This window comes from Pseudomonas sp. PB101, from assembly GCF_009764265.1.
Taxonomy (GTDB): Bacteria; Pseudomonadota; Gammaproteobacteria; order Pseudomonadales; family Pseudomonadaceae; genus Aquipseudomonas.
Window position 1 is genome coordinate 1 of the sequence record NZ_RWIR01000028.1, and the last position, 22542, is coordinate 22542.

Consider the following 22542-nt stretch of genomic DNA (forward strand, 5'->3'; position numbering starts at 1 on the left):
AAAAAAATTGACCCCAGGTAAGACCGGCGTGGATTGATGCCTAAGCTCCTACTGGCCTTCGAGGCCTGACTGTAATCGGCATACCACGAGCTTTTCCAATTTTGGCCAGAAGCCGAAGACGGCTTCCCCGAATAGGCCTAATACATAGATGCAACGGGGCAGCGGTTTTTCAAAAGCGGGTAGACAGTGGGGGCGAGTCCATACATAGGAGCTGCGGTGCGGCGATCCGACTTGCCAGCGATGGCGGCTTGCCTGACACAGCGCGTCGTCCGGTTCGCCAGCAAGCCGGCTCCTACGGAATTCCAGGCAAAAAAAATCCCAGGCAGCTGATGGACGCCCGGGATTTAAAAATGCATAAACCGTGGTGGTGAACGCGGCGCGGATATTACGGAATATTTCCGGCTGTAACAAGATATTTTTATTCACTATCCAGTTACTAATCCTTCTAACCCCTTCAATATCCACATATTTCTAAGGGCGACTAGAGAAACCAGCGATACTCCCGCGCGCTGATGTCATGCAGAAATGCCAGATGATCCTGACGCTTGTTTTCGCAGTAGACGTCCACGAACTCCGCCCCCAAGCCTTCGCGCAGCGCTGCATGACTTTGCATGGACTGCACGGCTTCAAGCATTTCCAACGGAAAATCGATGCCGCTGCTGCGGTCTTCATTGAGCGGTGCTATCGGCTCGCGCTCGCCTTCCAGACCTTGCTCCAACCCCACCAGAATCGCCGCCAACGCCAGGTACGGGTTGGCATCGGCGCCCGCCAGACGGTGTTCGATGCGCAGGTTCTTGATGTCCGACTCCGGAATCCGCAAGCACGCATCGCGATCCTCGAAACCCCAACTGGCGCGAGACGCGACGTTCACCGTGCCGCTCAAGCGGCGCATGGCATTGTGGTTCGGGGCAAAGATCGGCATGCAGTGCGGCAATACATCCAGGCAACCGGCCACGGCATGGCGCAGCGCCCGCTGACCGTTCGCCGCCAGCAGGTTGTTGCCGGCCTGGTCATACAGGCTGACATGCACGTGCATGCCGCTGCCCGGATGCTGCAGGTAGGGTTTGGCCATGAAGCTGGCGCGGTAGTTGTGCTTGAGCGCCACGCCCCGGGTGCTGCGGCAGAACAGGGCAGCCCAGTCGGCGGCGCGCAGGCCGTCATCGCAATGGCCGAAGTTGATTTCGAACTGGCCCGGGCCGAGCTCGGCGGTGATCACCGTGGCATCGACGCCTTGCTCACGCGCGGTCTCGACCATTTCATCGAGCACCGGGGCGAATCGCGACAAGCGTTCGATGTGCATGTTCGGCTGATCGTCGGCATCGCCGCTCAGCTCGTCACGGGGAAATTGCGGCAAGCCGTCCTTCAGGCGGCTGTCGAACAGGTAGAACTCCAGCTCGAAGGCCACTACCGGATGAATGCCCTTGCGCTTGAGCCGCTCCAGCACCCGTGCCAGCACTTCGCGGGGTTCGAATTCGATCGGCTTTTGTGTGCCGTCGGAGGTGATCAGCATCTGGCCCAATGGCTGCTTTTCCCAGTTCACCCGTTTCAGCGTGCCGGGCACCAGGCGACGCGGTGCGTCAGGGTCACCGTCGTTGAAACAGTAATCACCGATCTTGAACAGCCCGCCCTGGGTGCCGAGTAGCACGCAGTTCTGCGGCAGCTTGAGGACGCTGCCGGCGGCGACTTTTTCGAGCATTTCGATCGGGTAGCGCTTGCCGTAGAAATGCCCCGGAATGTCCAGGGAGATCAGGTCGACGTAACGCACTTCGGGGTTGCAGTGGCGGAAGTTGCGAACCTCGGCCAGCAGTTCAGAGCACACAGCATCCATCGTTTTGTTCCTTGTTGTTATCAGGTGTAAACCCAAAGCACGCGGGTCAGTTGGTCGGACAGGTTGCCGTAGCGGCAGTGCGCATGGCTGGCCAGTTGAAAGCTGTCGCCGGGATGCAGGGTCACCGGTTCGTTGTCGTCGAGCCACAGGGTCAGCTCGCCTTCGAGGACGTAACCGCCCTGCTCCGAGCTGTCCTTCATGTGCCGGTCGCCGCTGCTGGCGCCGGGCTCCAGCTGGCTTTCGAGCATCGAAAACGACGCGCGCATTTTTGGCGAAACCAGGATGTCGGTGATGCCGTCGGCGTAGTACAGCGTGCGCCGCTCGTCCGGGCGGGTGACCCAAGGCAAGGCCATGGGTTTGGGCAGGCTGTAGAAATAGGTGGTCGGCACGCCGAGGGTTTCGCTGATGGCGGTCAAATCCGCCACCGTCGGGCGCGACAGACCGCGCTCGACCTGGGACAGAAAACCGACCGAGCGACCGATTTTGTCCGCCAGTTCCTTGAGGGTGTACTTCTTGTGCTTGCGCAGGTCCTGGATCAGGATCGCCAGCGCCGAGATTTCTTCTTGCATGTCCATCGAGAGGCTTCCAGAAAGTGTCGCTTCAAATACTGTCGCGCAGCCGATACCAGGCCTTGCCGATGGCTTCCAGCGGCGCGGCGAGGTATTTGCCGCCGGGAAAACTGCCGTTGTCCAGGCCCTGGTACAGGGACAACTCGTCGGGCTGACCGAGTACCGCATCGGACACCGCCCGCGCCGCGGCCAGCGTCGGCAGCACGCCATGCCCGGAATAGCCCTGCATCCAGTACAGATCACCCCGGCGGCCGATGTCCGGCGTGCGCTTGAGGGTCAGGTCGATGTGCCCGCCCCAGGCAAACTCCAGCTCGACACCGGTGAGTTGCGGGAAAACGCGCTCCAGGAACGGCCGGGTCGCCGCCGCGATGTCCTTGGGCATGCCACCCAGGTAAGTGCAACCGCCGCCGAACAGCAGGCGGTTATCCGGGGTGCGGCGGAAATAATCGAGCACGAACTGGTTGTCGGTCACGCACACGTTGCTCGGCAACAGCGCCGTGGCTTGCTCCTTCGTCAGCGGCGCAGTCGCGACCTGATAGGTCCCGACCGGCAACACGCAACTGGCCAGTTGCGGGTCGAGCCGATCGAGGTAGGCGTTGCACGCCAGCACCAATACATCCGCGCGAATACGACCGCGCTCGGTCGTCACCACAAAACCTTCGCCCTCCTCGCCATAGCTCAGCGCCTTGCTTTGCTCATGGATGCGGCCACCGGCCCGCTCAATCGCCGCCGCGAGGCCAAGGGCCAGTTTCAACGGGTTCAAATGCCCGCCCTCAGGATCGAACAGCCCGGCCTGATAACGTTCGCTGGCCACCCACTGGGGCAAATCGCTGCGCTCGATGAATTGCAGTTTGTCGTGGCCCCACTTGTGGCTGGCCTCGTGTTGCCACTCGGTCAGCAGGCCCATGCGGCGCGGCATCACCGAAGTCCAGAGATGCCCGGCGCGGTAGTCGCAATCGAAGTCATGACGGCCTGGCAAATCGCGCAATTCGCGCGCGGCCCAGCGCATGCGTCCCACAATCGCCGCGCCCGCTCGTAACCCAGCGCCGCTTCCAGCGGTGGCATGTCGCACGACCAACCGAGAATCGCCTGCCCGCCATTACGCCCGGACGCAGCCCAGGCCACCCGGCTGGCTTCGAGCAGGGTCACGCGCTTGCCGGCCAGCGCCAGGCGCAAGGCCGTGTGCAATCCACTGAAACCGGCCCCGATGATCAGCACTTCGGTGTCTTGTTCACCCTCCAGAGCGGCGCGATGAACCAGGCGATCAGCGCAGGAATGGGCGTAGTAACTGGCGACATGTTGCGTGGATTGCTGAAACATACGGCCTCGTGAAATTTTATATTTTTAATTTCATGAAAAAATACACTGTAAATTTCACACAGGCAAATGCCACGCAAAAAAATCCCGCCCAAGAGGACTTGGGCGGGATGTTTACTCTGACGCGTCAGCGAAGGTATCAGGCAATCGGAATCAGCGGATCCGCTGCAGCCCAGGCGGCGTTGCGGTCGGCCGCCGGCGGGTAGATCCACTGGGTGTTGATCTGGGTCTTCAATGCCTTGGCCTCCTCCTTGACCAGCTTGACCTGGCGATCCCAGCCCTCGGTGTACACCGCGCCCCAGGCGCCCAGGTCCAGGCAGGTGACGTATTTCGGCTGGCTGTACGGCGTCGGGTCGACACCGAGGATCTGCGCCGCCACGTTATTGCCGGCGTGACGCCCCAGGACAATGGCGTGCTGGCAGGTCATCAAGGCGTAGTTGCCGATCTCGTCACTGGCCGCACAGGCCACGTCGCCAGTGGCGAAGATGTCGTCCTGGCCCAGCACTTTCAGGTGGGCGTCGACATGCAGGCGGCCCAGGTGATCGCGCTCGGCCGGAATCTGTTCGGTCAGGGAGCTGGCGCGAACGCCGGTGGTCCAGACCACGGTTCTGGCATCGATACGGGTACCGTCCGACAAGGTCACGCCGTCGGCATCGACCGACACGACCGAAACTTTCAAGTGCCATTTCACCCCGGTGGCCACGCTGGCTTCGGCGATCGACTGGGCAATTTCCTCACCCATCGAGCCGCCCACTTTATCGCCACGGTCAACGATGATCACATTGATGTCGGCACGGTCGCCGAGGATGGCCCGCAGGCGGGTGGGCATTTCAGTCGCCGTTTCGATCCCGGTGAAACCGCCACCGGCCACCACCACGGTGTTGCGCGCCACGCTATCGGGCTGGCTGGCCAGCGCCTTGAGGTGGTTTTCCAGGCGCACGGCCTGTTCGATCTGATCGACGTCGAAGGCATGTTCGGCCACGCCCGGGGTGTTTGGCGAAGCCAGGCGGCTGCCGGTGGCCAGAACGAGTTTGTCGTAGCTGCAGACTTGTCGGGCACCTGCGGCATCGACGTAGCCGACCTGCTTGTGCTCGACGTTGATGGTCTGCGCCGCGCCCTTGATGAACTTGACCCCTACCGCCTCGAACAGCTCGCCAATCGGTGCGGCCAGTTGATGGGCGTTCGGTTCGTAGAAGCGCGGACGCACACGCAGCTCGGCCTGAGGCGCCAGCACGGTCACTTCCACGTCGTTGTGAGCGTGAATGTCGAACAGGCGCGTGGCACTCAAGGCGGTCCACATGCCACCGAAACCTGCGCCGATCACCAGAATGTGCTGTTTCATTTTTAACTCCAGGGGATAAACAAGTGTTGTGAGCCACGCTCATCGGGAGCGGGCATGGGGTCGGTGCCTTTCGAAAACCGTCGACCTGTACCGCTCGAACAACTACGACTTTATTGATCCGAGTTAAATCCTGCAACAGGTTTTTTTGGAGGGCGCCCCTCAAACGCGTCGATGCCTCGACAGAAAAGCCTCAAGAACGCGCATGACAAGGGATTTTCAAGCTGGAAAAGAAAATTTCGGGCGCGACGCTTCGTTGCCCGGCTTGCTTTCGGCTGCTAGAATTGGCGACTAATCAAGTCGGAGATCTGTATGTCTCTTTACAGCGCGGGTGTCGAGTACGGCATCCACTGCCTGCTTTTTCTCGTCGGCAACGGCGGCGACTCGCGCGAAGCGAGTGTGCGCGACCTGGCCGAACTGCAAGGCGTTCCCCTGGACTACCTGGCGAAAATCTTCACCAAACTGGCCAAGGGCAAACTGGTGGTCGCCACCGAAGGCATGCGCGGCGGCTTCAAGCTGGCCCGGCCCGCCGACGAAATCACCCTGCTCGACATCGTCAACGCCATCGACGGCCGCAAGTCGATCTTCGATTGCCGGGAGATCCGTGGCCGTTGCGCGGTGTTCGACGGTTCCCCGCCGGATTGGGCACTGGACGGCCCGTGCGCGGTGCATGGCGCGATGATGGTGGCGCAAAAACGCATGGAGGAGGCCCTCGCCCAGCAAACCATCCTCGACATCGCCAGGAAATTCGGGCGCAAGGCCCCGGCGGAATTCGGCGTCCAGGTGGAAAGCTGGATGAACGAGCGGCGGGAAAGGAAAAGTGCCGCCCAGGCCAGTGAGCAGATCATCCCGACGACCAACCTGTCGGACTGATCCACACAAAAAAACCGGATGCCTGCCAGGCATCCGGTTTTTTTATGGAGAAAACGCTCAGGCGAGGGATTCTTGCCCTGCCGTCCTCACAAACAGTCGCGGACGATTTTGCGCAGGTCGCCGGATTTGGCCCAGGGTGGACCCTGATACAGCGAGATCCGGCTGCCGTCCTTGTACTTCACGATATCCAGCACTTCATCGGCGGTGATCACGCTCGGTGCGGTGATCCGGTAGCCGTTGGAAATCGAAAGCTGGGTCGTATTCGACACTTCTTTCTGCCAGGCAGGCAAAACGCACGCCGCATACTCTTTCGGCGTCTTTTCGCTGTGCTTGCTGACATTCGGCTCGCCCGGTACCAGCGAGGCCGGCAACGAACATCCGCCCAGCAATGCCAGTGCGACTCCCCCCATCAACATCCGCATGCTGCTTCCTTAAATTCGAAAAAAGAAAATGTAGCTGGTGGTCGCCCGTACAGCCATCCATCGATTCGGCGAGTCATTGATAGCACTTGTGCCCATTAGTTCCTTGCTTGCGCTCATTTGATGTCGTTCTGCCCACGAGCACAATCGTAACTTGTGAAGGACAGCGCATTTTCCGGTGCGCTGCTGCTTTCCCGACCAAAGGAAACCCTGCTGATTCAGACGAATACAACATCCGGTGCGGTAAACGGGTCTAAAATTTCGGAGTGCAGCATTCAGGAGGTCGTCATGTGGCTTAACGAATCGGAACAGGAACTTCGGCGTGATCTGCAAGGGCTTGCGTCAGATCTGCGCTGGTCGGCCGTGGAGCTTTTGCGCATCGAGCAGCAATTGCGCCTGCTCGGGAACGAAATCGACGCGCAAGCCGTGCAAAAACTCTGTGCTTTGTTTCAGGGTGATGAAGAAAAACTGTCCGGCTATGCCGAGGAAGTGAAAGCCAAGGTCATCAGCCGCAACAAGGCTCAATAGCGGGAGCGCTGCCATGAACAGGCCTCTGTACACGCTGGTCGTCGCACTGACCGCGTTGGCAGGCTGCAGCACCAACTCGATCTATCAGGACCAGCCGCTGGTGGCGAAAGTCGACACCGGCATGACGCAGGAACAAGTCCGGCAAATCGGCGGCCAGCCCCTGGCGGTCACTGATCGTACCGTCGAACCCGGAACCTGCTTTGACTACAAACTGACTCAAGCCGGCCAACAGCAGGCGTACAACGTCAGCTTCGATGGCCGCGGCATGGTCGACCACAAGAGCTTCATGACCTGCGCGCAGTGGAGCCACACGCAGCAAAAAGCCAGGGAACCGTCGCGCAGCAGCGGTGGCGGAGGTTACTGATCCCCATACAGCAAAAGCCCCGGAGGACCGGGGCTTCAAGCCTTTCGTCATTTAGCCTGGTGGCTGCCCGCCGGCTTGCCGGTTCGAGCCCTGTAGCCGGGCAGCGATGCCGCAAACGCCAGCGCCTCCTCGCGACTGGCGAACGAGCCAAGCCGGTCACCCTGGGTGCACACCCGCCAGGGGCCGTGGTTCACGCTGAGTACGTCATAGCCGTTCATGTGCATTTTGTTCAACATCGGAACGCTCATGGTCACCTCCTCTTGGGCAGTGATCTCAGGTTGAGTTGCTTACCTTACACCCACCCTTCTCCAAAATACCGACCAGACGTCGCCGTGGAAATTCCAGATTCCGCTGGCACTTTTCGTCATTCCGGCAGCTCAAAATGCTCGATGGCAGTAAAATTTGCCTGGCCCGAATACTGCACTTACATGCAAGCCTGCTCCATGACACCGGCCACAAGGTAATCAATGAAAGTACGCGCAACGATCATTTTCGAGCAGGACAGGCATGTGCTGCTGGTACGCAAGCCGGGAGGACGCTGGACGCTGCCCGGCGGCAAGCTCGAACAGGGCGAAAGCGCGGCCGATGCCGCCGTTCGCGAGCTGTGGGAGGAAACCGGCCTGCGGGTGGACGAGTTGATGTACGTGCTGGAGCTGGAGGCGGACGGCACCCGACACCACGTTTTCGAGGTATCGGTGCTGAACCTTGGGCAATTGCGGCCGCTGAACGAAATCAGCGATTGCATGTGGCACCCGCTGGATACGGTCAATAACCTGAACATCAGCGCGGCCGCACTCGCGATTGTCAGCGCGTACCTGCGCCGCTTGTAGGGGCCTGGCCCTTGGCCAACGCCGTCGCGGCCCTGTCGATCAAGGCCGCCACTTCGGCGGGCATCGAGGCCAGCGACGCATGGCTGGCATTCAAGGTCAGAATCTCCCGGGCGTTCAGCCGTGCAGCCATCCATTGCTGGTTTTCGGGTGCGATCATCCGGTCATCGGTGGAAACCTGGTACCACGATGGTTTTTGCTTCCAGGCCACCGTGCCGATGGTGTCACCGAAGGTGCTCGCCAGCGGCGCTTTCTGGGTGAGGCCCATGACCAGTCCCTCGGTGGCCGGCAGGTCCTGGCAGAAGCTTTCGTGATAGAGCTCGGGCCTGACCCACAGGTAACCGTCGCTGTCGGGCGCCAGGTTCGCCGCTGCCGCCGGCGGATGGCGTTGTGTGATGCCGCCGGGACTTTCACCGGCGTCCGGCGCGAACGCGGCGATGTACACCAGCCCGACCACGTTCGGCAGATCCCCCGCTTCAGTAATCACCGCACCGCCATAGGAGTGCCCCACCAGCAGGACCGGGCCGGGCACCTGGGCGACCATCTTGCGCGTGCGCTCGGCATCCTCGGCCAGGGACGTCAGCGGTAACTCGACGGCACGAATGTTCGTGTCGCCGCGGCTGAGCAACTTGGCGATGACCTTGTTCCAGTGGGCAGCACCGCCCCAAAAACCGTGGACCAGCACTATCGTGGGTTTGTCGCTCATCACCCTGACTCCGTTTGCCGATGGATTGTCTGTCGCTCGCCTCAGCCCTGATCGCCGCCGCCCACAGGCATGACCATGCCGGTGATATAGGACGCTTCGTCGCTGGCCAGAAACAGAATAGCCCCTGCCTGCTCATCCAGCGTGCCGTAGCGTTTCATCAGACTGCTGTCGAGGGTCTGGTCGACGATCTGCTGGTACCAGACTTTTTCCTGCTCACTCTGCCCGTCACCGTTGCGGGGTATGCGTCGCGGCGGCGCTTCGGTGCCGCCAGGCGCGGTGGCGTTGACCCGCACGCCACGACCGGCGGTTTCGAACGCCAGACAAGCGGTCAATGCATTCACCCCACCCTTGGCCGCGCCGTAGGGCACGCGGTTGAGACTGCGGGTGGCGATGGACGATACGTTGACGATCGCCCCGCTGCCCTGCTCCAGCATGAACGGCAGCGCCGCATGGCAACACCACAAGGTCGGGAACAGCGAACGGCGCACTTCGGCCTCGATCTGCGCGGCTTCATAGTGCTCGAACGGTTTGGCCCAGATCGTCCCGCCGACGTTGTTGATCAAGACATCGAGGCGCCCGAAGCGCTCGACGGCGGTTTGCATCACCCGGCTGCATTCCTCGTACTGCTCAAGGTCAGCGGTCAGGGCCAATACCTGGCTGGTCGCGGCCAGTTGTTGCTGGACATCGAACACCAGCTCGGAGCGATCCACCAGGATCAGCTTCGCCCCTTCCGCCGCCATGCGCTCGGCCACCCGCTGGCCAATGCCTTGGGCGGCGCCGGTGATCAGGGCGACTTTGTCGTGAAATCTGTTCATGTGTACCTCATCGGGCAATATCGGTCGAAACACAATCCTGCTCGCGATGGTCGTTAACGAAAACGCGTGTTTACTGGCTAAACGCGGCGTTCTCCAGTCCATCGCGAGCAGGCTCGCTCCTACATTGAGTCGTGGTATTCAGGGTCGACTCACGCCGCGCTGGCGGCGAATTTCTCGAAGTAGAAGTTCGCCGGCGTGATGCCTTGCTCGCGGATGAACTGGCTGACCGCCTCGACCATCGGCGGCGGGCCGCACAGGTAGACGTCGACGTCGCCATCGTTCAAATGCCCGGGTTCGATGTGCTGGGTCACGTAACCCTTGAGCGGATGCTGGCTCTCGGGGCTGGCGACGCAGGCGCTGTAGGTGAAGTTGGGGATGCGCGCGGCGAAGGCTTCGAGGCGGTCGATTTCCACCAGGTCGAAATCGTGGGTCACGCCGTAGATCAGATGCAGCGGATGATCGCTGCCCTGCTCGGCGATCTTCTCCAGCATCGCGGTGAACGGCGCCAGCCCCGTACCGCCGGCCAGCAACAGCAACGGACGGCGAATTTCGCGCAGGTAAAAACTGCCCAGGGGACCTGCCAGGCTCATGCAGTCGCCGGCCTTGGCCATGCCGGTGAGGAAGCTGCTCATCAGGCCGCCGGGCACGTTGCGGATCAGGAAACTGACCTCGCCATCGCGCTGCAGCGAGCTGAACGAATAGGCGCGGGTCTGCTCGCTGCCGGGAATCCCCAGGTTCACATATTGACCCGGCAGGAACGCCAGCTTGCTCAGGGCTTCGCCCTTGATCGACAGCGCGATGGTGCTGTCGGACAACTGGCGTACGGCGCTGATCGTCGCGTCGTAGCTGGCCTGACGGGTGCGGCAGACCTCGGAGGACGTCGGTACGCGCACCACGCAATCGCTCTGGGCGCGCATCTGGCAGGTCAGGACAAAACCCTGTGCGGCCTCTTCAGGGCTGAGGGCGTCCTCGATGTACTCCTCGCCCAGATCGTATCGACCGGCTTCGGCAAAACACTTGCAGGTGCCGCAGGCGCCGTCGCGGCAGTCCAGCGGGATGTTGATGCCCTGGCGGTACGCGGCATCGGCCACGGTTTCGCCCAGGTTGGCGTCGATGAAACGGGTGACGCCGTCTTCGAAATTGAATGCGATGGAATGGGTCATGACGGCCGCCTCACAAGTGGTAAACATCGATGACCTGGCGAACGTAGTCGTTCTTCAGGATCACTTTCTTGGCCTTGATCAACGGGTTTTCACCGCGCACGTCGAGGGTGTAGAAACTGCTGCCGAAATAGCTGTCGACGGTCTTGTAGCGAAAACTCAGGGTGTGCCAGTTGAAGCGCACCTTGCACAGTCCGTCGGCCTGTTCGAGCAGCTCGATGTTGCTGATGTTGTGGGAGGTGCGGGTGTCCGGCACGCTGGCGCTGGAGCGCTCGGTCTTGATGCGGAAGACGCGGTCTTCCAGGCCGGTGCGGTTGCCGTACCAGATCAGCGAGATTTCCCGCTGCGGGTCTTCGGTCAGTTCGTCGTTGTCGTCCCAGGACGGCATCCAGTACGTCGCGTCCGGCGCGTAAAGCTCCAGCCACTCGTCCCATTGGCGATCGTCGAGGTAGCGCGCTTCGCGGTAGAGAAAATCGCGCACCGCTTCATAGGAAATGCTCATAACACGTCCTCCACGGCGATCAGCTTCGACTGCTCGGCCGCCAGGGCCTTGAGCATGGTTTGCTGCCAGTACTTGTGTTGCAGCACGAACAGGCCTTCGTCTTCGGTGCGCACGCCGCTGAGCAGCGGGTGCAGGTCGATTTCCTTGGCCGCCTCGTCAGCACCTTCGATCCAGTGCTCGGCGCCCCGGGACATGTCGTTCCAGGTGGTGACGCTGCCCTGATAGCTGGTCTGGCAGGAGCGGAACTCCTCCAGATCGTCCGGCGTGGCCATGCCGCTGACGTTGAAGAAGTCTTCGTACTGGCGAATCCGGCTCGAACGCGCGTGGTCGCTTTCGCCTTTTGGGGCGATGCAGTAGATGGTGATTTCCGTGCGGTTGACCGAAATCGGCCGGGCGATGCGGATCTGCGAGCTGAACTGGTCCATCAGGTACACGTTCGGGTACAGGCACAGGTTGCGCGAGTTCTCGATCATCCAGTCGGCGCGGGCCTTGCCGAAGTCTTGCGCCAGCTCGTCGCGACGCTCGTACAGCGGACGGTCCTCGGGGTTGGCCCAACGGGTCCAGAGCAGCATGTGGCCCTTGTCGAAGGAGTAGAAACCACCGCCCTGCTTGGCCCAGCTGCCGGCGCTCATGGTCGGGTTTTCGTCACCGGCTTCACGCTGCTTGCGCTGGTTCTGGGTGGCCGCGTAGTTCCAGTGCACGCTGCTGACGTGGTAGCCGTCGGCGCCGTTTTCGGCGGTGAGTTTCCAGTTGCCTTCGTAGATGTAGCTCGACGAACCGCGCAGCACTTCCAGGCCGTCGGCGGACTGATCGACGATCATGTCGATGATCTTCGCCGACTCGCCCAGGTGCTCGACCAGCGGCAAGACATCGGCCTTGAGGCTGCCGAACAGGAAGCCGCGATAGGACTCGAAACGCGCGACTTTCGTCAGGTCGTGGGAGCCTTCGCAGTTGAAGCTCGACGGGTAGCCCGCATTGGCCGGGTCCTTGACCTTGAGCAGTTTGCCGGAATTGTTGAAGGTCCAGCCGTGGAACGGGCAGGTGTAGGAACTCTTGTTGCCGGACTTGTGCCGGCACAGGGTCGCGCCACGGTGACTGCAGGCGTTGATGAAGGCGTTGAGCACACCGTCCTTGTTGCGCGCGATGAAGATCGACTGGCGCCCCATGGTGGTGGTGTAGAAGTCGTTGATGTTGGGGATCTGGCTTTCGTGGGCCAGGTACAGCCAGTTGCCTTCGAAGATGTGTTCCATCTCCAGGTCGAACAACCGGGGGTCGGTGAACATCTCGCGCTTGCAGCGATAGAGGCCCTGCTCGGGATCGTCTTCAAGCAGGGAATGCACGTATTCGGGTCGCAGGGTCATGGCCGCCGCCTCCATTGTTATTGTTCAGGCAGGGGTCATGCTAGGACGGGGCGACGGGGCGGAGTATCCGCGGGGTGCAGACCTTTATCCGTTTTGTGCAGGGAGCTAAGGGTGAATGTGCCGGCCCCATCGCAAGCAAGCTCGCTCCCACAGGGGCAATGCGATCCAAAGTGGGAGCGAGCTTGCTCGCGATGGGGCCAGACCAGACAACATCAAACCTGAAGGCCTCAATGTCGGCGCTTGAGGGTATCCGATGGCAACTCGCCGAACTGCTTGCGGTAGCTGTCGGAGAACCTTCCCAGGTGCAGGAAGCCGTAGTCCATAGCCACTTCGGTGACGTTGCGCACGTTGCAGGTCGGGTCGCTCAGGCAGGCGTTGATGCGTTCCAGGCGTTTCTGGCGCTGGTAGTTTTTCGGGGTAAGGCCGGCATTGCGCTCGAACAGGCCGTACAGCGAACGCAGGCTCATGTGCGCCTGTTGCGCAAGGGCTGCGCTGTCGATGTCCTGCTTGAGGTTATTGGCGATGTAATCGGCAATCGCCTCGAACGTGGCCGTCTGCGAACCCAGTTCGAGGCGGCTGACATTGGTTTTCATCAGGCCGAGCATCTTGCTGGCGATGATCTGCGCGTAATGCTCCTGCACCCTGGGGATCTGCTCGGTGGCTTCGGCCTCCTGGCAGATCATCGCCAGCAGGTTGACGAAACCTTCCAGTTCATTGAGCTGATAACGGTTTTCCAGAAACCGCACGCCCTGCCCCGGATAGCGCCAGCGCTGCTCATCGCAGACCGACTCAAACAAGCGGGTCGGGACCTTGAGGATGAATTTTTCGCAATCGTCGGAGTACGTCAGGTCCACCGGATCGTCGGGGTTGATCAACAGCAGTTCGCCGGGGGCGAAATAGTGTTCCTGGCCGTGGCCGCGCCACAGGCAATTGCCTTGCAGCAACACCTGCAGGTGATAGATGTTCTCCAGCGCGCCCGAGGTCACCCGCACGCTGGCGCCGTAGCTGATGCGGCACAGGTCGAGGCTGGCGAACTTGCGATGGTCGAGACTGGCCAGTGGCTGGCCGGTGCGGGGCATGAGGATGCAATGGTTGCCGACGTGCTGATTGACGTAGCCCGACACCGCGTAAGGGTCGGCATGGTCAAACACCCGGCTGCGCTGACTCAATAGTTGCGCTGGCATCATCAGGTCACTCTCGTTGTTGTTATAGGTTGCGTCGTTTCATTCTAGATCCGAAACCCTTGTAGGAGCGAGCCTGCTCGCGATGGACTCAAGGACGCCACGGGGCATCAGGTACCCAGCGTCATCGTTGACGACCATCGCGAGCAAGCTCGCTCCCACAGAGTGGTGATCCCACAGGGGTGTGCTATCAGTCTTCCAGTGCGCGGACCCGCTCGTGGCGTTGTTGCTCTTGTGGCTGGGCCGACGACTGCAGGGTGAAGTCGAACTCGATTTCGGCAAAACGACCACTCACACCATGAGCCGCCGCACGGGCCTGATCGTCACTGAAGGTGATCTTGGCGATCAGCTCGTCGCGGGTGGCGTAGGCGAAGTCGTCATGCAGGTACTTTTCGCCATCCAGGTTGATCTGGGTGGTCAGGTGGCGATGGTCCGGCGCGGAGATGAAGAAGTGCACGTGCGCCGGGCGCTGGCCATGGCGGCCCAGTTGATCGAGCAATTGCTGGGTCGGACCGTCCGGCGGGCAGCCGTAGCCCGACGGCACGATGCTGCGGAAACGGTAGCGGCCTTCAGCGTCGGTGACGATGCGGCGACGCAGGTTGAATTCCGATTGCGAGGCATCGAAGTACGAGTAGGTGCCGCCGGTGTTGGCGTGCCAGACGTCCACCACGGCGCCGGCCAGGGGTTCGCCAGCGGTGTTGAACACGCGGCCTTGCATGAACAGGGTCACACCCGGATCGACGCCATCATCCAGACGCGCTTCGCCTTCGGACAGTGGCGCACCGGCCACGTACAGCGGGCCTTCGATGGTGCGCGGGGTACCGCCGGACTTGCCGGCCTGTTCGTCTTCGGCGTCCATCAGCAGGTCGAGGTAATGCTCCAGGCCGATACCGGCCACCAGCAACCCGGCTTCCTGGCGCGCGCCCAGCACGTTGAGATAGTTGACCGCTTTCCAGAACTCTTCCGGGGTCACGGCCAGGTCTTCGATGATGTTCACCGAGTCACGCAGGATGCGGTAGACCAGCGCCTTGGTCCGTGGATTGCCGGCGTCGTTGAGCAGGCCGCTGGCCTCTTCGAGAAACTTCTGGACTTCGGCAGTGTGGGAAATCTTGACGTTCATTTTGGTGGGTTCCTCATCTTGTAATTATTAGCGTAGCGCGCTGAACAGGCTGGGCTCAGCGGTCATCGTCACGGATGGAAGAAGGATGCCGGCACATCGCATCGATTTCGATGGCCATGTACGGGAACAGCGGCAGTTGCATCAGCAGGTCGTGCAGTTCCTGGACGCTGTCGACATCGAACACGCTGTAGTTGGCGTAGTGCCCGGCGATGCGCCACAGGTGACGCCACTTGCCCTGCTCTTGCAGGCGCTGGGCCAGGGCTTTCTCGTCCGCCTTCAATGTGGCGGCCGCTTCGGGATTCATGTCGACCGGCAGGTTCACGGTCATTTTTACGTGGAACAGCATAATGCTCTCCTCAGGCTTGATGAATGGCAGTCGATGTCTTGTCGCGGCGGAAGAACGCCAGGCGCTCTTCATCCAGGCTTAGGCCCAGGCCCGGCGTGTTCGGCACGTGCAGCTCAAAGTCGCGATACACCAGCGGTTCGCTGAGTATGTCCTCGGTCAGCAGCAACGGGCCGAACAGCTCGGTGTCCCACGCCAGTTTGTTCAGGGTGACAAAGGCATGGGCCGAGGCCATGGTGCCCAGGCCGCCTTCGAGCATGGTGCCGCCGTACAGGGCGATGCCGGCCGCTTCAGCGATGGAGGCGGTGCGCAGCACGGCGCGCGGGCCACCGTTCTTGGCGATCTTCAGGGCGAACACCGAGGCCGCGCCTTCGCGGGCCAGGTTGAACGCATCTTCCACGCATTCGATGGATTCGTCGGCCATGATCGGCGCCGGGCTGATGGCGTTCAGGCGGGCCATGCCGGCGCGGTTGTTGCGCGAGATCGGCTGTTCGATCAAGTCGATGCCGTTGCTGCCGAGGATCCGGCAGGCACGAATGGCGACGGCTTCGTCCCAGGCCTGGTTGACGTCGACCCGCACGCTGGCGCGGTCACCGAGGGCTTTTTTGATGGCGATGACGTGGGCCAGATCGCGATTGACCTCGCTGGCACCGATCTTCAGTTTGAAGATGCGATGGCGGCGCAGGTCGAGCATTTTTTCCGCTTCGGCGATGTCTTTTTCGGTGTCACCGCTGGCCAGGGTCCAGGCCACGGGCAACGCATCGCGAACCCGGCCGCCGAGCAGTTCGCTGACCGCCAGGCCGAGGCGTTTGCCCTGGGCATCGAGCAGCGCGGTTTCGATACCGGATTTGGCGAAGGTATTGCCACGGATGCTGCGTTCCAGACGCAACATGGCGGCGTTGACGTTGCCGCTGTCCTGGCCGATCAACAACGGCGCGAAGTGCGTATCGATGTTGGTCTTGATGCTGTCCGGGCTTTCATTGCCGTAGGCCAGGCCACCGATGGTGGTGGATTCGCCAATGCCTTCGATGCCGTCGGCGCAACGCACGCGAATGATCACCAGGGTCTGGTTCTGCATGGTGTGCATCGCCAGCTTGTGCGGGCGGATGGTCGGCAGGTCGACGATGATCGTCTCGATCGACTCAATGGCAGTTGCAAGCATTTCGATACCCGTCAGGTTCTTGAAGTTCTGGAATCGATTCTCGTACGGCTTTTTTCGCGATGCCAATATAGAATTGGTCTGACTTGATACCTATAAGGTATGCAACTGATCCGCGCCCGGAGGCTCCATGGAACTGCGTCACCTGCGTTATTTCCAGGTATTGGCTCAAACCCTCAACTTCACCCGCGCCGCCGAGCTGCTACACATCGCCCAGCCGCCCCTGAGCCGGCAGATCCAGCAACTGGAAGACGAACTGGGGGTGACGCTGATCGAGCGCGGCCGACCGCTGAAGTTGACCGACGCCGGACGGTTTTTTCATGAGCACTGCACCGCCCTGCTCGAACAACTGAACAAGGTCTGCGACAACACGCGGCGTATCGGTCTGGGGGAAAAAACCTGGCTGGGCATCGGTTTTGCGCCATCGACCCTGTATGGCGTTCTGCCGGAACTGATCCGCCGCCTACGCAGTGGCGAGCCGCTGGAGCTGGAACTGGGTCTGTCGGAAATGACCACCCTGCAACAGGTGCAGGCGTTGAAGGCCGGGCGCATCGACATCGGTTTCGGCCGGATCCGCATCGACGACCCGGCCATCATCCAGACCGTGCTCACCGAAGACCGCCTGGTCGCCGCCCTGCCCGCCGGCCATCCGCTGCTCGCCGGTCCCGTCACCCTGCGGGAGCTGGCAAAGGAACCCTTTGTGCTGTACCCCGGCAATCCACGGCCGAGTTACGCCGACCATGTGATCGCACTGTTCGAGTCCTGTGGCGTGAGCATCCACGTCGCGCAATGGACCAACGAACTGCAAACGGCGATCGGCCTGGTGGGGGCAGGCATCGGGGTCACGCTGGTACCGGCCTCGGTGCAGTTGCTGCACCGCGACGACATCGGCTTCACGCCGTTGCTGGAAGACAACGCGACCTCGCCGATCATACTCAGCCGACGGGTGGGCGATGTGTCGCCGGGGTTGAACCATTGTTTGCGGATGATTGACGAGCTGTTGCCGCGCGGCTGATCAACCGGCAAAGGCCCGGCGCCCTGCCTTTATCTCGGTACGCAACTCGCCGATGAAGTCGGAGATGGCGCGCACGCTGGTGAGCTCGGCTGTCGAGACTCCGCTGAGCAACAGCTCCACCCGCCCGGTGGCCACGTCATAGACTTCGATACGCAGCAGCCCGAGACTCTCCGTGCACTCGCACGACAGCGGCTCGAAACCGGACTCGATAATGTTGCAAAGAACTGAAACAGGAACCATGACTGGTGCCTCGGCGACAATGGATCGGATTGGATCCGTTTCAGAATAGATACACTTTTGCGATCTGCAACAGAATCATTCGCAATTAGTGTTATCCAGCTCTCACTTTCTGCAGTTTTTAATGGGTGTTCGCGCCCCAGATCCAGTTCCAGAACCCTGGCAACTCGACCGGCTGCGAATCGTCGCGCACGGTTCGCGCCAGGGCAGCCCGCAGCAACGCGGCCTGATCGTCGTAAAACGGCTTGTCCGCGGTTTTCACCCCGGTCTCCCGGGCGCTGTCGAGCAGGATCTGCAGGTACTCGCGGGTATGCCGGGCGGTATAACGATTGAGGTCGTGGAAGGTCACCACCACCGGAATCACCCCGTCGACCACCGGCAATTCGCCGCGGGCAATGCGTTCGCGCACTTCGGACATCGAGCGCAGCATGTGCGAGCGCCGCCGGGGGCTGGCGTTGAAGCCCCAGATCTTGCCGTCATTGGCGCTCAGGTCCGTGAGCAGCACGTGCAGGCCATGCTGGCGATAAGCGGCGAAGGTGCGTTTGTCATAGTTCCAGAATGGCGGGCGCAGCAAGGTTGGAGGGGCGCCTGTGATCGCCGCGATGTCGGCGCTGCCATCAGTGAGGGCCCGCTCCAGTTCTGGCGGCTCGAGAGAACGATGATTGGTGTGCCAGGGCGTGGCGGTGTGAAATCCGAGGATGTGGCCTTCGGCGTGCTCGCGCCGCATGATGTCCCGGCCCAGCTCGCTGCCACCGGCTCGCGGTGCACGGGTCTGCACGAAGAACACGGCCTTGATCCCCGGTTGCAGCGGGTTCTGCGCCAGGCTCTCGAGCACGGTGACGGTGGGGTTCCACCAGCTCGATGCACTGGGACCGTCGTCGAACGTCAGCAGAAACCGGATGGGGGGCTGCTCGTGCAAACGCTGCTCGGTCTGCGGAGTCATTTCAATGGGTGCCGCGATACAACCCAGCAGGCCGACCGCCATTGCACATACCGCTAAAAACTTGAACAAGTGCTTCATGTTTCGCCTTGGGTCAGACCCTCTGTTGCCCCTCGGGGCGGGCCGAGGTTGGATAGGGTACACAGGGTTTGGTTCCGGTGCTTGCCGGGCCCGTTTGCTCGCCACCATCTAAACTGAAAAAATGCTCATCCAGAGTGTCAGGCCATGTGCGGACGACTGTCGCAATACCGCGGGATTCACGACTTCGTGGCGGTGCTGAGCATCCCCGACGCGCTGATCAACCACGTCGGCAACGAACCCCTGGCGCACTATAACGCCGCGCCCACCACGCAACTCGCCCTGTTGCACCTGGAGAACGAGCGGCTGCACGCCGACGCCGTGCGCTGGGGTTGGCGCCCGCACTGGGCGACGGACCGCGCGGCGCCGATCAATGCCCGGGTCGAGAAAGTCGCCCACGGCCCCTATTTCCGGGCGATCTGGCCGCATCGCGCGATCTGCCCGATCGATAACTGGTTCGAATGGGTCGAAGCCGATGATGGCAACAAACAACCCTGGCTGATTCGACGACGGGACCGGGCGCCGGCCTTCTGCGCGGCCATCGGCCAGTACCCCATCGGCGGAGCCCCGCACAGGGAGCACGACGGTTTCGTCATCCTCACGGCCGACAGCGCCGGCGGCCTGCTCGATGTGCACGACCGCCGACCGGTGGTGTTTTCCCCCGAACTGGCGCGCGAATGGCTGGACCCGGCCACGCCCAAGGAGCGCGCCGAGGAAATGGCGCTGTCCCAGGGCGAAATCAGTGATGTATTTGAGTGGTACAAAGTGGACAAGGCCGTCGGCAATGTCAGGAACCAGGGCGCTGCGCTGATTGAACAAGTTCCGTGAACTTATCGATAACGGCAGTAAAGCGGTCACTAATACCAGCATTACAACGACTGTTTCATTCTTGTAACAACACCAACTGGAACGTTTGTACCGCCTGTCAGACTCCATAGTCGAAATAGATACAATCGCGGTGACTACAGCTAGCATTCGCGCCGAATTTCCCGCAACACCATTAGTTGACCAAAGAGTCAGCGATCAAGGAAATCCTAAACAACAAGCCTTGCAGAGAACCAAATTGCGCGACGACTATGAAAACGATCAAGTCGTGGGCCTGGCGTGCGTTCATCTTACAAAGACGGAGCACTACCAACTCGACTGCTTTATCAAGCAATACATTCAAACCCGCAACCTTCGATCCGTTCCCGATATCCATGAAATCCTGAGTTCAACCCTTGAACATTACCCGGGCAAACCGCCAGTGATGGTCAACGAGCTGAACGCCTGGATCGACAGGACATTGGGACATCGCGCAGCCCACCCCGAGTTTCCAGAGGTCCTGGAACGAGGGTGATCACGACAAAGCCCCGCTCAAAAGGCGGGGCTTTGTCGTATGCGCCGGTCAGAACTTGCGGTCAGGTTCTGACAGTTCCGTACCGTCGTCAGGATGCTTCCAGTCCGGTATCGAGCGCTTCTGCCGCTCGATCTCTTCTTCCGTGGGTTCGTCCACGTCTTCTTCCGGGTTCGGTTGCTTGGGTTCATTGGCCATGTTCACCTCTCTTCCTGAAGGGATCGGTTATCAACTTAAGCTTAGATCAAGTCCCTGCCCCGCTCAGAGCCACCAGCGCAGCAAAAAGAAGAACCCCATGCTCAACAACATGCTGAGCAAGGTATTGCGCGTGTACAGCACCAGCCCGACCGCCACCAGCGAACTGATCAGGTAGGGATTGTCCCAGTGCAGGTTCAGCTGTTTCTCCGGCATGAACACAATCGGCCCACAGATCGCGGTCAACATGCCCGGTACGGCAAACCCGAGGAACTGCCGGGCATTGCTGCTCAGGCGCAGTGGCAACCGCGGTTCGAGGAAAACATAGCGGTTGAGGAACACCAACACGCCCATTCCGACAATCACTGCCCAGACCATCATGTGCGGCCACCATGGAATTTATTGCAGACAAACCCGGCGGTCATGCCCGCCAGCCCCGACAGCACCAGCGCCGAGCCCCATTGCCAGTAGCTGAACAGCACCGAGCAGAACAGCGACACCGCCACGCACACCACGGTCGGCACGTTGCGCACCACCGGGGTGATCAGGGCGATGAAGGTGGCCGCGATGGAGAAATCCAGGCCCAGGTGTTCAAGGCCGGGAATGCTGCTGCCGAGCACAATGCCCGCCAGGGTGAACAGGTTCCAGGCGATGTAGAACGTCAGGCCCACGCCCAGGGCGTACCAGCGGTTGAATTGCTGTTTGTCGTGCTGGCTGGTCAGGGCGAACAGCTCATCGGTGAGCAAGAACCCCAGGCCCACGCGCCAGCGTCCCGGTAACGGAGAGATCACCGAACGCAGGCTCATCCCGTAGAGCAAATGCTGGGAGGTCAGCAGCAAGGTGGTGAGCAAAATCGAAAAGATCCCGGCACCGCCCTTGAGCATGCCGATGGCCACCAATTGCGCCGCACCGGCAAACACGATGCTCGACAGGCCCTGGCCTTGCAGGGGCGTGAGGTTGGCTTCGATGGCCATGGAGCCGGCCAGCAAGCCCCAGGGCGCGGTGGCCAGGGACAGCGGCATGATCGCTGCGGCCCCGCGCAGAAAGGCACTGCGCGGCATGAGTGAATTGGACATGACGTTCTACAGACAGGGAAAGACCCGAGACTGTGCCAGCAGTCGCGGGCGAAGGCTTGAACAATCTTGCTCACTGCCACGAGCGCGTGCCATTCATCGGCTGCCCGCTTGATTCGCCAAGGTGGTAGCAACATGATGGCCCAGCATTTTCATCGAGGCAGGCCCTTCATGAGTTCAGTCGAAACCGACAGCGACGTTTACAAAACCCTGCTTGAGTCGACCAAAGCCATTCCCTGGCGCATCGACTGGAAAACCATGACGTTCAGTTACATCGGGCCGCAGATCGAGCAATTGCTCGGCTGGAAACAGCACAGCTGGCTTTCGGTCAATGACTGGGTCGAACGCATGCACCCCGATGACCGCGACTACGTCGTGGACTTCTGCGTCTCGCAGTCGCGGGCCGGTATGGATCACGAGGCCGACTATCGCGCACTCACCGAAAGCGGCGAGTACGTGTGGATCCGCGATGTGGTGCACGTGGTGCGCAAGGACGGTGAAGTCGAGGCGCTGGTCGGTTTCATGTTCGACATCAGTGAGCGCAAGAAAACCGAAGAGCACCTGATCCGCCTGCAAAAACAGCTTGAAGAGTATTCCTTCCAGGACGGCCTGACCGGCATCGCCAACCGGCGCATGTTCGACACCGTGCTGGAGCGCGAGTGGAACACGGCCCAGCGCAGCGGTTTGCCGTTGTCGGTGCTCGTGCTGGATATCGATTACTTCAAGCAGTACAACGACCATTACGGCCACATCAAGGGCGACGAATGCCTGCGCCACGTCGCGCAGACCCTGTCGCTGGCGGCCAATCGGCCCCGGGATTTCATCGCCCGGATCGGCGGTGAAGAGTTCGTCTGGCTGCTGCCGGAAACCGATGCCGAATCCGCTCGGCTGGTGGCGCACAAATGCCTGCACCTGATTCGCCAGCAGCGGATCCCCCATGAGTTCTCGAACGTGTCGAAGCTGCTGAGTATCAGCCTGGGCGTCGGCACCACCCTGGCGTCGACGCATGCGACGGCCCTGGAATTCGTCGAGCAGGTCGATCATCTGCTCTACAAGGCCAAGCACAATGGCCGGATGCGCGCCGAGTTCGCTGACTTTCGTGATTGACAAACGGCGCTCGGCCTTTTAAAACTGGGCGCCTCACTCAGGGTGTAAGCAAGTATGTCCGCAACCTTCAACCTCAACACTTCCGTCATTGGCTTGATTGCCAAGGCGCAAGGTTGCGTTGTGCACGCCCTCAAATCGAAGAAACAGTCG

General features: G+C 61.2%; 27 protein-coding genes and 1 pseudogene. 8 read left to right on the forward strand and 20 right to left on the reverse strand.

What is annotated here, in order from left to right:
* Nucleotides 1-481: 481 nt before the first annotated feature.
* The 4 genes and pseudogenes from EI969_RS09180 to EI969_RS09195 all read right to left on the reverse strand — a co-directional run bounded on the left by EI969_RS09180 (nucleotide 482) and on the right by EI969_RS09195 (nucleotide 5056).
* Nucleotides 482-1828, reverse strand: coding sequence for a glutamine synthetase family protein (locus EI969_RS09180; protein ID WP_160387212.1), 1347 nt, complete (start codon nucleotides 1826-1828; stop codon nucleotides 482-484).
* Between the two features lie 20 nt (nucleotides 1829-1848).
* Nucleotides 1849-2403 carry a helix-turn-helix domain-containing protein gene (locus tag EI969_RS09185; RefSeq protein ID WP_160387215.1) on the reverse strand — a complete coding sequence of 185 codons (555 nt, stop codon included), beginning with the start codon at nucleotides 2401-2403 and terminating at the stop codon, nucleotides 1849-1851.
* Between the two features lie 25 nt (nucleotides 2404-2428).
* Nucleotides 2429-3717: pseudogene (locus EI969_RS09190) on the reverse strand (NAD(P)/FAD-dependent oxidoreductase).
* Nucleotides 3718-3853: 136 nt separating this feature from the next.
* A complete protein-coding gene (locus EI969_RS09195; protein WP_160387217.1) occupies nucleotides 3854-5056 on the reverse strand; it encodes an NAD(P)/FAD-dependent oxidoreductase in 1203 nt (400 codons plus the stop codon).
* 309 nt (nucleotides 5057-5365) lie between these two features.
* Between EI969_RS09195 and EI969_RS09200 the strand changes: the two genes are divergently transcribed.
* A complete protein-coding gene (locus tag EI969_RS09200; protein ID WP_160387219.1) occupies nucleotides 5366-5926 on the forward strand; it encodes an Rrf2 family transcriptional regulator in 561 nt (186 codons plus the stop codon).
* 86 nt (nucleotides 5927-6012) lie between these two features.
* On the opposite strand, the gene EI969_RS09205 is transcribed toward EI969_RS09200, so the two are convergent.
* On the reverse strand, nucleotides 6013-6348 hold the full coding sequence (locus EI969_RS09205; RefSeq protein ID WP_160387221.1) for a hypothetical protein: 336 nt from the start codon (nucleotides 6346-6348) through the stop codon (nucleotides 6013-6015).
* A gap of 285 nt (nucleotides 6349-6633) precedes the next feature.
* Between EI969_RS09205 and EI969_RS09210 the strand changes: the two genes are divergently transcribed.
* Complete coding sequence (locus EI969_RS09210) at nucleotides 6634-6873, forward strand: hypothetical protein (RefSeq protein WP_057396004.1); 240 nt, start codon at nucleotides 6634-6636, stop codon at nucleotides 6871-6873.
* Nucleotides 6874-6886: 13 nt separating this feature from the next.
* Nucleotides 6887-7237, forward strand: coding sequence for an osmotically-inducible lipoprotein OsmE (gene osmE, locus EI969_RS09215; RefSeq protein WP_160387223.1), 351 nt, complete (start codon nucleotides 6887-6889; stop codon nucleotides 7235-7237).
* Between the two features lie 47 nt (nucleotides 7238-7284).
* Here osmE and EI969_RS09220 read toward each other — a convergent pair whose 3' ends face one another.
* Nucleotides 7285-7485, reverse strand: coding sequence for an SPOR domain-containing protein (locus tag EI969_RS09220; RefSeq protein WP_160387225.1), 201 nt, complete (start codon nucleotides 7483-7485; stop codon nucleotides 7285-7287).
* A gap of 219 nt (nucleotides 7486-7704) precedes the next feature.
* Here EI969_RS09220 and EI969_RS09225 point away from each other — a divergent pair, with 219 nt between their 5' ends.
* Nucleotides 7705-8067 carry an NUDIX hydrolase gene (locus tag EI969_RS09225; protein ID WP_160387227.1) on the forward strand — a complete coding sequence of 121 codons (363 nt, stop codon included), beginning with the start codon at nucleotides 7705-7707 and terminating at the stop codon, nucleotides 8065-8067.
* Here the strand turns inward: EI969_RS09225 and EI969_RS09230 are convergent.
* The 9 genes from EI969_RS09230 to EI969_RS09270 form a co-directional block, all read right to left on the reverse strand.
* Nucleotides 8042-8770, reverse strand: a complete 729-nt coding sequence (locus EI969_RS09230) for an alpha/beta hydrolase (RefSeq protein ID WP_160387229.1) — start codon at nucleotides 8768-8770, stop codon at nucleotides 8042-8044. The two genes, EI969_RS09225 and EI969_RS09230, sit on opposite strands and share 26 nt — an antisense overlap.
* Nucleotides 8771-8811: 41 nt before the next feature.
* Complete coding sequence (locus tag EI969_RS09235; RefSeq protein WP_160387232.1) at nucleotides 8812-9585, reverse strand: 1,6-dihydroxycyclohexa-2,4-diene-1-carboxylate dehydrogenase; 774 nt, start codon at nucleotides 9583-9585, stop codon at nucleotides 8812-8814.
* A 149-nt stretch (nucleotides 9586-9734) separates the two neighbouring features.
* Nucleotides 9735-10748, reverse strand: coding sequence for a benzoate 1,2-dioxygenase electron transfer component BenC (benC, locus tag EI969_RS09240; protein ID WP_160387234.1), 1014 nt, complete (start codon nucleotides 10746-10748; stop codon nucleotides 9735-9737).
* A gap of 10 nt (nucleotides 10749-10758) precedes the next feature.
* Nucleotides 10759-11247 carry a benzoate 1,2-dioxygenase small subunit gene (benB, locus tag EI969_RS09245; protein WP_160387235.1) on the reverse strand — a complete coding sequence of 163 codons (489 nt, stop codon included), beginning with the start codon at nucleotides 11245-11247 and terminating at the stop codon, nucleotides 10759-10761.
* Nucleotides 11244-12608, reverse strand: coding sequence for a benzoate 1,2-dioxygenase large subunit (gene benA / locus EI969_RS09250; protein ID WP_160387237.1), 1365 nt, complete (start codon nucleotides 12606-12608; stop codon nucleotides 11244-11246). Before benA ends, benB begins: the two co-directional genes overlap by 4 nt.
* Nucleotides 12609-12835: 227 nt before the next feature.
* Entirely contained in the window at nucleotides 12836-13795 is a 960-nt protein-coding gene (locus EI969_RS09255; RefSeq protein ID WP_160387239.1) for an AraC family transcriptional regulator, read from the reverse strand.
* A gap of 184 nt (nucleotides 13796-13979) precedes the next feature.
* Nucleotides 13980-14909 carry a catechol 1,2-dioxygenase gene (catA, locus tag EI969_RS09260; RefSeq protein ID WP_160387241.1) on the reverse strand — a complete coding sequence of 310 codons (930 nt, stop codon included), beginning with the start codon at nucleotides 14907-14909 and terminating at the stop codon, nucleotides 13980-13982.
* A gap of 55 nt (nucleotides 14910-14964) precedes the next feature.
* Nucleotides 14965-15255, reverse strand: coding sequence for a muconolactone Delta-isomerase (gene catC, locus EI969_RS09265; protein WP_007985250.1), 291 nt, complete (start codon nucleotides 15253-15255; stop codon nucleotides 14965-14967).
* A gap of 10 nt (nucleotides 15256-15265) precedes the next feature.
* The gene (locus EI969_RS09270) at nucleotides 15266-16414 is read right to left on the reverse strand and encodes a muconate cycloisomerase family protein (RefSeq protein ID WP_160387243.1); all 1149 of its coding nucleotides are present in this window, start codon (nucleotides 16412-16414) and stop codon (nucleotides 15266-15268) included.
* Nucleotides 16415-16541: 127 nt separating this feature from the next.
* Between EI969_RS09270 and EI969_RS09275 the strand changes: the two genes are divergently transcribed.
* A complete protein-coding gene (locus EI969_RS09275) occupies nucleotides 16542-17426 on the forward strand; it encodes a LysR family transcriptional regulator (RefSeq protein ID WP_160387245.1) in 885 nt (294 codons plus the stop codon).
* Here EI969_RS09275 and EI969_RS09280 read toward each other — a convergent pair whose 3' ends face one another.
* Both EI969_RS09280 and EI969_RS09285 read right to left on the reverse strand, forming a co-directional pair.
* On the reverse strand, nucleotides 17427-17666 hold the full coding sequence (locus EI969_RS09280) for a DUF1652 domain-containing protein (RefSeq protein ID WP_160387247.1): 240 nt from the start codon (nucleotides 17664-17666) through the stop codon (nucleotides 17427-17429).
* A 118-nt stretch (nucleotides 17667-17784) separates the two neighbouring features.
* Nucleotides 17785-18684: a polysaccharide deacetylase family protein gene (locus EI969_RS09285; protein ID WP_160387249.1), complete on the reverse strand. Its 900-nt coding sequence runs from the start codon at nucleotides 18682-18684 to the stop codon at nucleotides 17785-17787.
* Between the two features lie 144 nt (nucleotides 18685-18828).
* On the opposite strand from EI969_RS09285, the gene EI969_RS09290 reads away from it, so the two are divergent.
* Together EI969_RS09290 and EI969_RS09295 are read left to right on the forward strand one after the other, a co-directional pair.
* Nucleotides 18829-19509, forward strand: a complete 681-nt coding sequence (locus EI969_RS09290; RefSeq protein WP_160387251.1) for an SOS response-associated peptidase family protein — start codon at nucleotides 18829-18831, stop codon at nucleotides 19507-19509.
* Between the two features lie 235 nt (nucleotides 19510-19744).
* Complete coding sequence (locus EI969_RS09295) at nucleotides 19745-20020, forward strand: hypothetical protein (RefSeq protein ID WP_160387272.1); 276 nt, start codon at nucleotides 19745-19747, stop codon at nucleotides 20018-20020.
* 48 nt (nucleotides 20021-20068) lie between these two features.
* Here EI969_RS09295 and EI969_RS30245 read toward each other — a convergent pair whose 3' ends face one another.
* From EI969_RS30245 to EI969_RS09305, 3 genes are all read right to left on the reverse strand, one after another.
* The gene (locus tag EI969_RS30245; RefSeq protein ID WP_178120608.1) at nucleotides 20069-20215 is read right to left on the reverse strand and encodes a hypothetical protein; all 147 of its coding nucleotides are present in this window, start codon (nucleotides 20213-20215) and stop codon (nucleotides 20069-20071) included.
* A gap of 63 nt (nucleotides 20216-20278) precedes the next feature.
* On the reverse strand, nucleotides 20279-20590 hold the full coding sequence (locus EI969_RS09300) for an AzlD domain-containing protein (RefSeq protein WP_160387273.1): 312 nt from the start codon (nucleotides 20588-20590) through the stop codon (nucleotides 20279-20281).
* Nucleotides 20590-21288: an AzlC family ABC transporter permease gene (locus EI969_RS09305; RefSeq protein WP_160387253.1), complete on the reverse strand. Its 699-nt coding sequence runs from the start codon at nucleotides 21286-21288 to the stop codon at nucleotides 20590-20592. Before EI969_RS09305 ends, EI969_RS09300 begins: the two co-directional genes overlap by 1 nt.
* Before the next feature lie 168 nt (nucleotides 21289-21456).
* On the opposite strand from EI969_RS09305, the gene EI969_RS09310 reads away from it, so the two are divergent.
* Nucleotides 21457-22392 carry a sensor domain-containing diguanylate cyclase gene (locus EI969_RS09310; protein WP_160387255.1) on the forward strand — a complete coding sequence of 312 codons (936 nt, stop codon included), beginning with the start codon at nucleotides 21457-21459 and terminating at the stop codon, nucleotides 22390-22392.
* Nucleotides 22393-22542: the final 150 nt, after the last annotated feature.